The organism is Methylobacterium ajmalii, from assembly GCF_016613415.1.
GTDB classification, from domain to species: Bacteria; Pseudomonadota; Alphaproteobacteria; order Rhizobiales; family Beijerinckiaceae; genus Methylobacterium; species Methylobacterium ajmalii.
Genome location: NZ_JACWCT010000185.1, coordinates 1 through 14,270, shown reverse-complemented (window position 1 = coordinate 14,270; position 14,270 = coordinate 1). Strand labels below are relative to the sequence as shown.

The 14,270-nt window shown below is 59.1% G+C and carries 11 protein-coding genes and 1 pseudogene; 6 read left to right on the top strand and 6 right to left on the bottom strand.

Annotation, left to right across the window (positions count from 1 at the left end; all coding sequences use genetic code 11):
* Positions 1-23 precede the first annotated feature (23 nt).
* The 3 genes from HPY23_RS31685 to HPY23_RS31675 are packed head-to-tail and all read left to right on the top strand — an operon-like array spanning position 24 to position 3,261.
* Positions 24-1,307: an ABC transporter substrate-binding protein gene (locus HPY23_RS31685; protein ID WP_091890818.1), complete on the top strand. Its 1,284-nt coding sequence runs from the start codon at positions 24-26 to the stop codon at positions 1,305-1,307.
* Positions 1,304-2,281, top strand: coding sequence for an ABC transporter permease (locus tag HPY23_RS31680; protein ID WP_091890815.1), 978 nt, complete (start codon positions 1,304-1,306; stop codon positions 2,279-2,281). Before HPY23_RS31685 ends, HPY23_RS31680 begins: the two co-directional genes overlap by 4 nt.
* A 5-nt stretch (positions 2,282-2,286) precedes the next feature.
* Positions 2,287-3,261: an ABC transporter permease gene (locus HPY23_RS31675; protein WP_091890812.1), complete on the top strand. Its 975-nt coding sequence runs from the start codon at positions 2,287-2,289 to the stop codon at positions 3,259-3,261.
* A 251-nt stretch (positions 3,262-3,512) separates the two neighbouring features.
* On the opposite strand, the gene HPY23_RS31670 is transcribed toward HPY23_RS31675, so the two are convergent.
* Positions 3,513-4,889: a glycosyltransferase family 92 protein gene (locus tag HPY23_RS31670; protein WP_139235060.1), complete on the bottom strand. Its 1,377-nt coding sequence runs from the start codon at positions 4,887-4,889 to the stop codon at positions 3,513-3,515.
* A 68-nt stretch (positions 4,890-4,957) separates the two neighbouring features.
* Complete coding sequence (locus HPY23_RS31665) at positions 4,958-8,041, bottom strand: rhamnosyltransferase WsaF family glycosyltransferase (RefSeq protein ID WP_175540083.1); 3,084 nt, start codon at positions 8,039-8,041, stop codon at positions 4,958-4,960.
* 423 nt (positions 8,042-8,464) lie between these two features.
* Between HPY23_RS31665 and HPY23_RS31660 the strand changes: the two genes are divergently transcribed.
* The gene (locus HPY23_RS31660; RefSeq protein WP_091890808.1) at positions 8,465-9,286 is read left to right on the top strand and encodes a sulfotransferase family 2 domain-containing protein; all 822 of its coding nucleotides are present in this window, start codon (positions 8,465-8,467) and stop codon (positions 9,284-9,286) included.
* Between the two features lie 28 nt (positions 9,287-9,314).
* Here HPY23_RS31660 and HPY23_RS31655 read toward each other — a convergent pair whose 3' ends face one another.
* The 4 genes and pseudogenes from HPY23_RS31655 to HPY23_RS31640 form a co-directional block, all read right to left on the bottom strand.
* The gene (locus HPY23_RS31655) at positions 9,315-10,031 is read right to left on the bottom strand and encodes an MgtC/SapB family protein (protein WP_091890805.1); all 717 of its coding nucleotides are present in this window, start codon (positions 10,029-10,031) and stop codon (positions 9,315-9,317) included.
* A gap of 270 nt (positions 10,032-10,301) precedes the next feature.
* Positions 10,302-10,781 (bottom strand): annotated as a pseudogene (locus tag HPY23_RS31650) (NUDIX hydrolase); the annotation flags it as partial.
* A 321-nt stretch (positions 10,782-11,102) separates the two neighbouring features.
* A complete protein-coding gene (locus tag HPY23_RS31645) occupies positions 11,103-11,564 on the bottom strand; it encodes a MarR family winged helix-turn-helix transcriptional regulator (RefSeq protein WP_060845231.1) in 462 nt (153 codons plus the stop codon).
* Positions 11,565-11,750: 186 nt separating this feature from the next.
* On the bottom strand, positions 11,751-12,098 hold the full coding sequence (locus HPY23_RS31640) for a hypothetical protein (protein WP_407942695.1): 348 nt from the start codon (positions 12,096-12,098) through the stop codon (positions 11,751-11,753).
* A gap of 288 nt (positions 12,099-12,386) precedes the next feature.
* On the opposite strand from HPY23_RS31640, the gene HPY23_RS31635 reads away from it, so the two are divergent.
* Together HPY23_RS31635 and HPY23_RS31630 are read left to right on the top strand one after the other, a co-directional pair.
* Positions 12,387-13,286 (top strand): C40 family peptidase, encoded by a 900-nt coding sequence (locus HPY23_RS31635; protein ID WP_091890799.1) that lies wholly within the window; start codon positions 12,387-12,389, stop codon positions 13,284-13,286.
* A 222-nt stretch (positions 13,287-13,508) separates the two neighbouring features.
* Positions 13,509-14,165 carry a helix-hairpin-helix domain-containing protein gene (locus tag HPY23_RS31630; protein ID WP_091890796.1) on the top strand — a complete coding sequence of 219 codons (657 nt, stop codon included), beginning with the start codon at positions 13,509-13,511 and terminating at the stop codon, positions 14,163-14,165.
* The last annotated feature ends 105 nt before the right edge of the window (positions 14,166-14,270 follow it).

Below are 14,270 nucleotides of genomic sequence, written 5' to 3'. Positions count from 1 at the left end.
ACCTCGACAAGGGAGAACTCGCCATGACCGACACGAAGACACCTCGCCTGTCGCGCCGCACGCTGCTGCAGGGCGCCGGCGCCGCGGCCGGCCTCGCCGCCGGCTCCGGCGTCATCACGGGCTTTCCGGCGATCATCGCCGCCGAGCCGGTAACGCTTCGCTACCTCGGCACCGCCGTGAACCAGAGCGGCGACATCGCCCGCAAGGTGAAGGAGGATCTCGGCATCACGATCGAGTACATCCCGGTCGTGACCGACGAGGTCTCGAAGCGCGTCGTCACCCAGCCGAACTCGTTCGACATCGTCGATTCGGAGTATTTCAGCCTCAAGAAACTGATGCCGTCGGGCAACCTCGTCGGTATGGACGCGCGCCGGATCAAGAACGCCGACAAGATCACCCCGGTCTTCACCAAGGGCGAGGTCGGGGGGAAGAAGATCGGCGACCAGGGCACGGCGCCCAGGAAGGTGTTCTACCTCGAGGGCCAGACCTCGACCAAGTTCGCCGCCTCCCCGACCGAGTGGATCACCCTGATCCCCACCACCTACAACGCCGACACCCTCGGCATCCGGCCCGACCTGATCAAGCGCCCGATCACCTCGTGGAAGGAGCTGCTGAACCCCGAGTTCAAAGGCAAGGCCTCGATCCTCAACATCCCGTCGATCGGCATCATGGACGCCGCGATGGTGGTGGAGGCCACCGGCGACTACACCTATCCCGACAAGGGCAACATGACGAAGGCCGAGATCGACCGCACCATGAAGGTGCTGATCGAGGCCAAGCGTGCCGGCCAGTTCCGCGCCTTCTGGCAGGACTTCAACGAATCCGTGAACCTGATGGCCTCGGGCGAGACGGTGATCCAGTCGATGTGGTCGCCCGCCGTCACCAAGGTGCGCTCGCAAGGCGTCGCCTGCACCTACCAGCCGCTGAAGGAAGGCTACCGCGCCTGGGCCACCGGCTTCGGCCTGCCCAAGACCCTGACCGGCAAGAAGCTCGACGCTGCCTACGATTTCATCAACTGGTTCCTGTCGGGCTGGGCTGGTGCCTATCTGAATCGCCAGGGCTACTACTCGGCGGTGCTGGAAACGGCAAAAGCCCACATGGAGCCCTACGAATGGGCATTCTGGATGGAGGGCAAGCCGGCCGAGAAGGACATCAAGGCGCCGGACGGCACCATCATGGAGAAGGCCGGCGCGCTGCGCGACGGCGGCTCGTTCGAGAGCCGCATGGGCGCCGTCGCCTGCTGGAACTCGGTGATGGACGAGAACACCTACATGGTCCGCAAGTGGAACGAGTTCATCGCCGCATGAGCACGGCCGCGGCTCGGACGCATGCCCTGCCGGAGGCGGCGCAAGCCGCCCCGGCCCCCTTGCCGACGCCCTTGCCGGCCCCTGCGGGCCTCGCAGCAGCGACGCGGCGCCAGCGCCGCCTCGCCTACTGGCAGGCGATGCCGCTCGGGCTGATCTTCCTCGTGTTCTTCCTGGTGCCGCTGGCGCTCACCCTGGTCGTCAGCTTCTGGGAGTACAACGAGTACGAGATCATCCCGGCCTTCACGCTGCAGAACTACGCCGACGTGTTCGAGGGCTGCCTGTCGGGGGGCGACCTCTGCACCACCTTCCGCACCTACCTGTCGACCTTGAAGTTCTGCCTGCTCGGCTGGGCCGCGACGCTGACCATCGGCTTCACGGTGGCCTACTTCGTCGCCTTCCACGTCCGCTCGACGGCGATGCAGACGGTGCTCTTTCTCATCTGCACCATCCCGTTCTGGACCTCGAACGTGATCCGGATGATCGCCTGGGTGCCGCTGCTCGGCCGCAACGGCCTCGTCAACGACACGCTGATGTCCTTAGGCGTGATCCGCACCCCGATCGAGGGGCTGCTCTACTCCGATTTCTCGGTGGTGCTGGCCTTCATCCACCTCGACACGGTGTTCATGATCGTGCCGATCTTCAACTCGATGATGCGGATCGACCGATCCTTGATCGAGGCGGCCAGTGATGCCGGTGCCACGCCCTGGCAGACCCTGTGGAACGTCATCGTGCCGCTGTGCAAGCCCGGCATCGCCATCGGGTCGATCTTCGTGCTCACGCTCATCATGGGCGACTTCGTCACGGTCGGCGTGATGGGCGGCCAGCAGATCGCCTCGGTCGGCAAGGTGATCCAGGTGCAGATGGCCTACCTGCAATTCCCCGCCGCCGCCGCCAACGCGGTGGTTCTGCTCGGCGCAGTGACGGTGCTGATCGCCGCGCTGACCCGCCTGATCGACCTGCGCCGGGAGCTTTGAGAGAGATGCGCCGCGACGGCCCCCGCCCCTTCTCGTTCTACGTGCTCGCCGGCGTCTTCGGGCTGTTCGTGCTCTTCCTGTACGGGCCGACCCTGACGATCCTGGCGCTCAGCTTCCAGGGGCCGCAGGGCGGCCTCACCTTCCCGATGAACGGGGTCTCGACCTTCTGGTTCTCGCGCCTGTGGGCGGGCCTCGGCGTGGTCGACATCTGGGCGGCGTTCCGGCGCTCGCTGGCGCTCGGCCTCGTGGTGATGGGGCTCACCGTCACCATCGCGTTCTTCGCGGGGCTGGCCTTCCGCAAGGGGTTCCTGGGCCAGACGCCGCTCTTCTACGTCGCGGTGGCGAGCCTGATCGTGCCCTCGATCGTGGTCTCGCTCGGCATCGGCCTCGAGTTCCGGCTGATCGACGAAGGCATCAAGGTCCTCGCGGCGCGAACCGGCTGGGGCTTCCTCCAGGACCACGGTACCGTGATGGGGCTGTTCACCTCGGCGCTCGGTGCGCACCTGACCTGGACCCTGCCCTTCGGCCTCCTGATCATGTTCGCGGTGTTCAACCGCTTCAACCCGGCCTACGAGGAGGCCGCCCGCGACCTCGGCGCCACCGGCCCGCAATCGCTTCGGCACGTCGTGGTGCCGATCATCCTGCCGTCCCTCGTCGGCGTGGCCCTGTTCGGCTTCACCTTGTCCTGGGACGAGCTCGCCCGCACCAGCCAGGCGATCGGCGGGCGCAACACCCTGCCGCTGGAACTCCAGGGCCTCACCACCACCGTGACGACCCCGGAGATCTACGCGCTCGGCACCGTGACGACCGGCGTCTCGCTCCTCGTCATCGGGCTTTCCTTCGGCAGTTTCTTGGCGATCCAGCGGCGGCGGGCGCGGCGCCCGACGTTTGATACCGCAACTTCTCCGAATGGATCCGCCCGAGGCGTAGGGGGGGTTAAGCCCGAACGGGCGCAGGCGCTGAAGTGCCGAACGCCTTAGCGCCCAACATGGCGGCGCAAAGGTGCGCTGGTAATGTTCCAGCACCAGTCACTTCCCGCTCGCACCTGATGAATAGCATCAAAATGATCAAATCAGCCAAGATGAGACACCCTACAGCTGCGACAGCCCGCAATCGTACAAATATCGCTATCGCAGCGCTCACATTGAAAGTGCTGGCACGAACTGCCTACATAGCGCCCACTCTAAAACAAAGGACGGATATTTGAACGTCCTCAGTCTTATTCTTAGAGTTAACTCGGAGTCGTAACAGCATATATTTTGACCTTGTCGAGATGTAAAACATTTTTTTCTCTCAAATTAATTCTTATAAATCTAATATTTTCACCCCCCTCAAATAACAATCTCAATGGATATCCATCTACACCTCCGATAATATGATTTTGTTCGGCTTGATAGATTATCGAATAGTTTTTTCCATTGGTCGAAATTTCAACCTCTAACGCTCTTGCTCTTGCAGCTGCGCTCAAGTCATCAACCCTATTGAATATTCGTATCTCCAGGACCTTATATTTATCATTCAGATCAAGAAGCCACCAGGGATTCTCCTCAAGATCGGTATGGAAGCTATAACCGCCAGAAGGCTCGCCATGAAGTGCACCGCTTGCATCGGCAACGACGCTAGATTTGTCACGGGACCACTGTGACAGCGAGCTCTGTGTCGCAATACCCCTACTCGATATATCGACCCCCCTTGGTACAGGCACGACTTCCATTTCGCTATATTCACCAATATTCCGACTCCAAAATGTCGCAAGACTATTATCTTCAATCGCATTCAGTTGCTTCAGCGTATCTTTATACTGTCCACTATTATACATCTCAGCCCAAATCGACTGGCCACCAAAGTTTCCTGACGTGCCCCTGCTCATCCGAATCATAAAATCTTCTTCTGACTTGAGACAGTAGTGATGAATAATCGCGGTCTCCAATATATTTTTTTGTCGCCCATCTTCATCAAGGAATGCCCTCGCACTCTCCGGGAACCCATCGTAATAGCTCGACATATCCTCACCAATAACATTAACTCGACGCCCGTTTCCAATATCAAATCCGTACCAGCCGTGCCAAAAATGCTTTCCGGACAAAGCACTATTCGTCAACATCGAGTCGTCGATATAAGAGGTACGAAAAATATTCTTCGTGTAAGGATGTATAGTTTCACTTCTTTTCACATAATTATTTAGTATGCTTCGACTTTCTCTCTGCTTAAAATCAGAATTGCCGAAATATATCCAGTTAAAATATATTGAAAAAACGTCTTCATCGAAACTTCTCATAAAGCTTCGAAAATCTTTATTATTTAAGTTGATGAACTCATCAATATCAAGAAACATTGCCCATTCTGTTTCATGTCGATAGTGCTTCAAAAAATGTCGATAGATATATGCCTGTTGCCCTTGATATGGATAATGCCTCAAGGTTACTCTTGGGTTATCGCCTGTCAAGTAAGGCAGCAATACCGAGAAAAGGTCGTCCAACGTATCATCGTTGGAGTATATATAAATATGATCAAAACCTAATAAGAAATGATACTGCATCCATTCGACTATGTAGTTACGCTCCCATCTGGCGCAAGCAACGATCGAATATTTATGCAACCCTGCCATTTTTTGCCCTCTTATTGATACCGCTACTAGGGATTTAGCAATGATAAGCGTGCTTATCAGTTGCTTTTTTACTTTTTTGCTACATTCAATCTTACATCTACTGCTAAATTTTTAATCAAACTTTCAATGTTCGATTGGCCATCGAAGAACCAATCGACTTTTGGCTTCCCAGACCACCCACCGTTGGTATTCGCCCCCCAATTTTTTGCCATTTGCAAAAATATTTGACTAACTTCTTTAGTATTAAAATTATCGAATGCTGAAATATTATCATGAAGATCTGACATATGTTTATTGCTATAGTTGTTCGTCAACACTAACACGCCTGCATTTGCTAGTTCCATAGGTGGGTAGCTGGGGTGCGGCGATACCATGAGTGAGAGGGCCAAAGCCGCACGTGACGCGAGATCGCCGTATTGCTCCAATGTCAACCTTCCGTGTATTTTGATTCTGCCAGTACACCTCAGGACGCCTGCGTCGAAATCCTCACCAATTGCGATAAACTCCCAATCCGCCCAGAAATCGGGGTTATCATTCGTCAAAGTTTTGACGAGCATGTCCAAGAAAGGAAGGCAGTTTCGCTCGGCATGTGGACGTGCATATAACAGAACGATCTTTTCTTTCTGCTTATTACGCTGGATATGCTTCTCGATTTTTTGGTTGATGCCCGGCAAAAGCACGTGGCCGCTCTTTACATTTGTATTTTGCGCAAAAAATTCGCTTAATATATCAGTGTTAAAAATAGGTATTATCTTGCCGGGATCGTGATACGTACGGTCGGCAAGAGAATATTTCGTAGACCATGGGTAGAACCCACTCTCATAATCTTGAATCAAATAAACGAATTTATCTGGGCTCGCCAAGAAAAGTTTTCTTTGTTGTTCCATAATATTGAGGGCACCGCTGGCCGTCCACCAAGCGGTCGCAAACAACACATCATTTTCTCTAAAAAATATTGGGGACAGGTAGCGTTGAGCACCATCTATAATTGTATTTTTGCCCGGAACATCCTCATCGAGACATGACACGATACTGAAGTTTTCCGGAGCAACATACTGGCTCGACATACTCATGTCGGTGGTAATGATGCGGGCGTCGAATGAGTCTCCCAATTCCCGCGCCAACTTCATAAATACCTCGATGCCAGTAGCGACTCCCGCGTACCCCTTGCTTTGATCGATGAGAGGTATAAGCAAGTTGATTCGAGGTTTGCCGACATCGCTCGGTCGGACGAGGTAGTCGGTACATTCTGGAAAATATCTGCGCGTCACACCGAGGTCGCGATCAGTCGGAAAGAATTTATTGCCGATCGATCGTAAAAGCGCAGATGGTTGATCGTCCAACTCGCGACCATCGGGATGATGAACCACCCACTCGTACCCTGCTATCTCAACGAAGTTAAAAAACGAGCGCTCGATTGCATGTGCGAGCGTACCGTCGACTTGCCCACCTTCAGGATCGAAATGGTAATAATCGAGATTCAAATCAAGCAGCTTTTTTAGTGCCTCAGTTTTAAACCAAAACATCGATCCGCTGGGTAGATCAAGAACATGGCGTGGCGTAATTTGTTCGCCAGACAACCACATCAAATGCTCAACGTTATGAAAATTGCCACCCCATTGGATCAGCGGCTTGATGGGTGCAAAATGCTCGGGCGCTACTGCGCCCACATCCGGACGATCAAGCGTATCAAGGATGGCGGTGACGAGATCCGGGCTTCCTAAATTCATATCAAACAGATGGTTTCTCCACTCGTCAAAATCACGATTGTAGTGTTTCGATTTTTTTGTATGGATATGCACCGCATAGTCGCATGACTCGAGAGCATCTCGAAACGTGACTAGCATCGGACCGATGTCACGGCCACGATTGGGAGCGATACGAATGATAAATTTATGATTTGAACGCTTCTCAAAAACCTGTCTGATGATCTTGGCGTCGACGATCGACGAGGTGGAGATATATACTGTACAGTCTTCAGTTATATTATTAGTATAACCTACAACATAATCTGCAAGATCGCTGTAAAAGATATGGGCAAACACACCAATACGAACGTCTTTTTTCTCTCGGCGGATTGGCTTGGAAAAATTTGAGAGACTAATGACCTTGCGAGACGACGGCAGAGGCTTCAGAGCTGTGTCGGGGTGTCTCGGCCGACGCGGTTTTGCAGCTGTTTCATCAGCGCGATTGAGATAGTCGATGAGCGGATTGAAATAGCGTCGGTCCGGAAACTGCTCCCAGTAAAAATCTGGCTCGAACAAAGGATGAGGCTGCCGACCCTCTCGAGCCCCCGATCGAGCATAATGATACAACGCTTCACTACCCGCTTGTTTTACATCCGGGTTTCTTTCGTAGTAGAACTTCTTAGAAAATAAGGGGTGCGGATCGATAGACGAGGATTTTGGCAATTCAACATATTGCACCAGATCTGGAATATATGACTCTACATTGGCTGATTTTTGAGCGATCATTTTCTTTCTGAAATGCTCGACATCAAACATTATATTTGGACTGCTGTGACGCTCTTTCGTCAAGTAGTCCTCTAGCGGACTCAAACTACCGCAGTCTACTGTTGAATTGTAATGCTTGGTGTCGAACAAAGGATGGGGATCGCGCGTAAAATGGCCACCATAAATATAATCTACCAGACTGTTTGTGTGAGGCGGCAGATTGTAAGTATCAACATACCAACTCACGTCAAAGAGCGGATTTGGATTGAACCCCTTGGCATGTCCTTCGGTCAAGAAATGATAAAAAGGGTCTATATCTACGAGATTATTAATGTATTTTTTTCGATACCAGTTAGACCAAAATAAAGGATGTGGATTATGGCCGGCTCTCCAACCATCCTGAATATAATGAAACAAGGGATTTTTATCTGGAAGATCGCGCAGATAATTCCATTTATACCATTTTGCATTAAATAGTGGGTGCGGATCTGCGGATTCATATGTTATAAAGTGATTTAAAGGATCGATGTCGTCGTCTAGAGAAATATTTGAGTTACTGATATACCACGAATTATCGAAATACGGAGAAGGTGAACGATCCTGAAATCGTCCGATGTCAACGTAGTGCTTTCGCAAGGCCGCCTCGTCCATATTCTGGCCGATAATTTTAGCGTACCATTCACAATCAAAAATATCCATTTTACCCTCTTTCTGAAACATGTGATATTACAGGCGAGCCATGTAGCATTTTTACTATGATATTTATTTACTTTGAGATAGACATCAAAACTCCTCTGTAAATCTATCGTCGATGGGGTGCATAAACTTGACTTTTACTAGCGATTTACTGCGTCAGCTCGCATCGATTTAACCGTGCCATTCCTATCAAAGAACATGGTATCGTTGAATTTTATGACGGCGGCGGCCCTTTGTCCATACCGTGGCAGTATGTAACAGGGCACTTTGATATGATCAAACAAGCTTGCAACCCGAGGTTTAGTACCGTATTGTTTTGCAAAGTGTGCGTCCACACCTAGGTTCGAAAGAGGCTGGAAGATATCGGCTTGCTCCTGGCACTTCGGACCGCTGCGAGCTTGCGAAGCGTGCATTATAGGAAGAGAAATGCAGCAAGATTGTTTCCCCAATAGAACGGTGCTTTTCATTCACATTCCAAAAAGCGGCGGCACTTCAGTTTACGAACTTTTCTCTAAGTCTGAATATCAGATAAAAGTCAACAGCTTTATCGAAGATGCTACTAATGAAGGTCGCAATATAGATTCTCTACTCTCATCCGATGCGGATTTAATTGGTGGGCATATTTATTTTAGAAATCTCCAAAATTTTATAAATTTACGCCCAAATATTTTTGTTTTTACGATGGTCCGCGATCCGATTGAACATCTAAGCTCGCATCTGAGGTGGATCGATCGTTATAATCAACCAGAGATGGATGCAGATTATCGCTCTCTCAGCCACGAAATACGTCGGCTGGTCGATGAAGTTCGTCATGTCGACTTCTCGGATCCAGGTTCGCTCGATCATTTCATGACGAATCTTAATCCGCTCGGGGTTTCTTTTTTCGACAATCTCCAAACTCGCTATTTAATTTCATCGCGGTCTGGATACATATCTCAGTGGCAACCCTTATCACTCAACGTGACACCAGACGTGCTACAGTCTATTAATGATTTTCAATTGGTCGGGCATCTTTCACACCTCGACAAAACCTTGGATCATTTAAAGGTGTTACTGCCTGATTTCGAGATAGCCAGTGGCCTTCCGTGGGAAAATTCAAATACTATTGCGCGACCGATCGATATAAATAACTTTATGATACGCGATATCCTTCGCAAGCGCGTCATTGTCGATGAATGGCTGAGCCGCGAGGTCATCCATCGCTTGAATGTCGGATTTTATATGAATCAAGGTCACATGCCCGAGTAAAGGCTGTTCGGAATTCCGGCCATACATCTCAATCCGTTGTCCTGACCACCCAGGTCGCCCGCCGGATCCCCTCCGCCGCCCCCAGCCGGGCGATCACCGCGTCGATCTCCTCCGGCTCGATCGAGGTGCTGACCAGGGTGGCGACGACCTCGACCTCGTCCTCGCCGCGCTCCTCGACATCGACCTCGCTCACCGGATAGTGGGCGGCCTCCAGGCGCTCGACCAGGAGGTCGCGCACCTCGGAGAGGCGGTCGGTGTCGGTGGTGGCGCGAACCTCGTAGGTCGCCTCGGCGTCGCGCTCGTCGATCGGGATGCGGTTGATGGCGTTGACGAGGGGCCGCAGCAGGGTGTTGCCGGCGAGCACCGCGGCGGTGACGAGGGCGGCCTCGGCGGCGAGGTCGACGCCCGAGAGCGCCCCGACGGCAGCCGAGCACCACAGCGTCGCGGCGGTGTTGAGGCCGCGGACGTTCATGCCCTCCTTCATGATCACGCCGGCGCCCAGGAAGCCGACGCCCGAGACCACGTAGGCGACGATGCGGATCGCCCCGTCGGCGTGGCCGATGCGCATACCGAGATCGGTGAAGGCCGCCGCCCCCACCGCCACCAGCACGTTGGTGCGCAGGCCCGCGGTGCGCTGGCGGTACTGGCGCTCCGCCCCGATCAGGGTGCCGAGCACGAAGGCGCAGAACAGGCTCAGGACCGAGTTGAGGAATTCGCCGGCCTGGAAGGCCTGGATGATCGCCATCGCGTCCGCACTCGTCGGGAGGGAGCCGCCGGGTCGGCCCCCGCGGGAAAGCCTGCCGCTATAGCGGAGCCGTATGACGGCCCGATAGCACCGTTGCCGTCAGGGCGCGCGGCCGGCCGGCCCCTTGGCGGCGGAGCCCTTGCCGCCGGATTCCCGGCTGGTCGATGCCTTGGCGGCAGGCCTTTTCGCGGAGGCTTCCCGGGCAGAAGCGTCCTTGGCGACCGTGTCCTTGGCCGCGGAGCCCGCATGCGCGGCGGCCTTGACCTTCGCCTTGGCCTTGGCGCCGTCCGCGCCGGCCGCCCGGATCAGGGCGGCGAGCCCGGCCTCGGTCACCGCCTCCGCCGCGTCCGGCACGCTGAACCAGCGGCAGTCGCGCTCGTGCTGCTCGGGCCAGGTTTTGAGCTGCTTGCGCACCTCCAGCCGGAAGACCTGGACCTGGCACAGCACCGTGTCGCGGCTCTTCAGGCGCTTCTGGTAGAAGTAGCTGCCGAGCGCCCGCCGGCCGACCCGGCCGATCAGCCCCGCCTCCTCGTAGGCCTCGCGGGCGGCGGCCTCGTAGTTCTTCAGCCCCTTCATCGGCCAGCCCTTCGGCACCACCCAGCGCCGGGTCTCCCGGGAGGTGATGAGCATGACCTGCATCTCGCCGCCCGGCAGGGTCCGGAGCGGCAGCACGCCGACCTGGCGGCGCGGCTCGCCGTTGCGCTCCGACCAGCCGGTCAGGGCGCCCGCCAGGGCCTTGAGGCTCCTCATGCGCCGGCCTGGCCGGCGGCGATGCGGCGTCCCGGGCGAGGACGGGTGCAGGTCACGGGTGTCACGTCGCGGCGCACTCGCAAGGGGTCCGGTCGGGAGCGGGAGACGGCGTAGGCGGGAGGACGATCGCGAGGATCTCACCCGCGCGGAATGGCCCACGCGGATCGAACCCAGGCGAGTCGGCCCTCGGGGACGCGCGGCCTTCCGCTCCCCCTCGCGGCGGGCGGCGTCTTCCCGTCCGTCCCTTTAAACGGGATGCGGCGCGGTGCTCAAGCAGGATTTGTTAACCGGCAAAACAAACCGCCGCGGGGTCCGTCGCCTTCAGGCCTCGCCGCCCAGGGTGGCGATGAGCACGTCGAGGCGGGCGCGCAGGTCGGCGATCTCGCCTTCCGTCATCTGCAGGGTCTCGACGATCGACCGGCGCACCTCGACGGCCTGCTCCTCGAGGGCGTGGCCCTCCTCGGTCAGGCTGATCTCGACCTCGCGCTCGTCGGCCTGGCGCCGGGTGCGGCGGACGAAGCCGGCGGCCTCGAGGCGCTTGAGCACCGGCGTCAGGGTTCCGGAATCGAGGCGCAGGCGGCGGCCGATGTCGGAGACGGTCAGGCCGTCGTTCTCCCACAGCACGATCAGGACGAGGTACTGCGGATAGGTCAGGCCCAGCCGCTCGAGCAGCGGCCGGTAGCACTTCGTCATGCGGTGGGAGGCCGCGTAGAGCGCGTAGCAGAGCTGGTTGTCGAGCCGCAGAGCGGTCACGCCTGACAGGACAGGCTCGAAAGAGTTCATGGTCTCACCATACCGACGGCAATCGGACGCCGCCCTCGCCGAAGGATTGTCGAGCCGCCAGCCTATCATGGCGGGGCGGCCCGCCGAAATCGCACCGATGCGTTCGATGGTGGACAATACTCTCTCGAATGCAACTCCTTGTGCAACAGCACAGGATGATGGGCGGGCCGGCGGTGGCCGCAGACCTCAGCGGCGCCCGTCGAGCGGCGGGCGGATCCGGCGCTCGACCATGGGCCGGGTGGCCCGGCGCTCGACGATCACCGTGCGGGGGCCGCGCAGGCCGCTGCCGGTGCTGATGATCCGCTCGGGCGAGCGCTCGGCCTTCGGCTTGGCCGCCTGGGCCTGGGCCGCCTGGAGCACGTGCGGGCGCACCTCGTCGGGGGACAGGCCGATCAGGCCTGCGGCGATCTCGACCTGCTGCTCGACGTCGTCGGCGAGGTCCTGGGCCGCGGCGACCGCCTCGGAGACGGTCGGCGGCTCCTTGCGCACCCGGATGGGCGGCAAGTTGCGGGGCTTGTCGGTCGGCTTCTTCACGGTGCGGCTCATCATCATGGGCTGACCATAGCGCAGGCACGGCGATTGTTGCAGTGCAACACGTGCATGTCCAACCCGGCGCGGCCGGAATGGTTGCCCGGGCCGCCGGCGCGGTTCCGCAGGGTTCGGAAGGTAACCGCACGCCGCCGCCGCGAAAATTCGACTTGTGCCCGGGTCGGACTCCACCTCGGGCATAACGTCGCAGGAGTGGTCCGTCACGTCCTGATTCCCGTCGGCGCCCGGTCCGGCTTGCTCCCGGCGGCCCGGCTTGAGAGACTGGCCGGCACCATGACCGCCCCCTTCTCCGCCGACGCCCCCCTCGATCCGCGCCTGACGCCGGCCCGGCCCGACCTCGCCGACGAGCGCCTGCGCGGGCGGGTCGCGGCGGACCGCTACGTCGCCGGGACGACGCACCGGATCCGCGTCCCCGTGGCGCCCCTGCGCCGCGCGCCCGATCCCGCCGCAGCCCTCGACAGCGAGGCGCTGCTCGGCGAGGCGGCGACCGTCTACGAGGTCCGCGACGGGTTCGCCTTCGCGCAGCTCTCGGCGGACGGCTATGTCGGCTACCTGCCGGCCGAGGCCCTCGGGCCGGTCGATCCGGCCCCGACCCATCGGGTCTCGGCCCTGCGGACCTTCCTGTACCCGGCCGCCGACCTGAAGCGGCCCGTCGTCGGGGCGCTCAGCCTCGGCGCCCGGGTGGCGGTCGCGGGGCGCGAGGGCGCCTATGCGCGCCTCGCCGACGGCCGCTTCGCCTGGGCCGGGCACCTCGCCGCCCTGGACGCGGTCGAGCCGGACGTCGCCGCGACGGCCCTGCGCTTCCTCGGCGTGCCCTATCTCTGGGGCGGGCGCAGCAGCCTCGGGCTCGACTGCTCCGGGCTGGTGCAGACCGCGCTCGCCGCCGCCGGGATCGCGGCGCCGCGCGACAGCGACCAGCAGGAGGCCGCCCTCGGCGAGGCGGTGCCGGTCACGGCGGACCTCGCCGGCCTGCGGCGGGGCGACCTGGTGTTCTGGCGCGGCCATGTCGGGATGATGCTCGACGAGGCCCGCCTGATCCACGCCAACGGCCACCACATGGCGGTGGCGATCGAGCCGCTCGCCGAGGCGGAAAGCCGCATCCGTGCCGGCCGCACGGGACCCGGGACCGGCGACGGGGCGATCCGCGCGATCCGGCGCACGATCGCCGCCTGACGCCCGCCGAGAGAGGTCGTCCGAGACGTCGCGCCCCGCGACACCGGGGGAAACCGGCCCGGTGCGCGTCGAATCGCGCGTGCAAATCCGTGGACATCGCACGGAATGGAGCTCGGGCGGGGCTGGCACCGCCTCGCCTCCGCCATCACCTGCGATAGACTGTGACGCAAGGGACCGCCTCGCGCGGCCCGCTCCCTCGAGCCTTGAGGACACCCGCCCGCGATGCTGACCGGTTCGGCCATCACCCGCGCCCTCGTCATCGTCGTGCTGGCAGCCGGACTCGCCGGCCTGTGGCAGGTCCTGATGCCGCGCGCGACCGGCCCCCACCTCTCCGAGCCGCCCAAGGTGAATGCCGCCAAGGGCGATGCGGCCAAGGGAGATGCGGCCAAGGGAGATCCTTCCAGGCGGGTCGAGAGCGGGCGGAGCGCTGCGGCTCCGGCGACGGGCGAGACCGCGGACCCGGTGCGCTCGGTCTATCCCGGTCCGCGCCCGGCCGAGCCGTCGCCGCAGCGCCAGCCCCCGGCGGCCGAGGCGATGCCCGCCCCCGCTCCCGTGCCGGCTCCCGCCCCACCCGTTTCCACCCCTGCCGTTCCCGCCCCGAGCGCCGCCCCGGCGACGATCCCGGCCTCCACCCCTCCCCCGGTCTTCAGCCCGCCCTCGGTCGCGACGGTCGAGGAGCCCGCTCCCGCCCCGGCCGCGGCCGGCACCGTCGACCTCAACACCGCCAGCGTGGCCGAGCTGAACGGGCTGGGCGGCGGCATGATCGGCAAGGCGATCGTCGCCCGGCGGCCCTACGCCTCGCCGGGCGAGCTCCTGTCGAAGCGGGTCCTGAGCCGGGCGACCTACGAGAGGATCAAGGGCCAGGTCACGGTACGCTAGGCGGTGTGGACTCTTGGGGTTTCCTGGTTGGGCGAGAAGTGATTGAAGGCTGCTTTTTGGAGGGCTGCCTTGGGAGTTCTGGACCGGCTCGTTCTCGGCGATGCT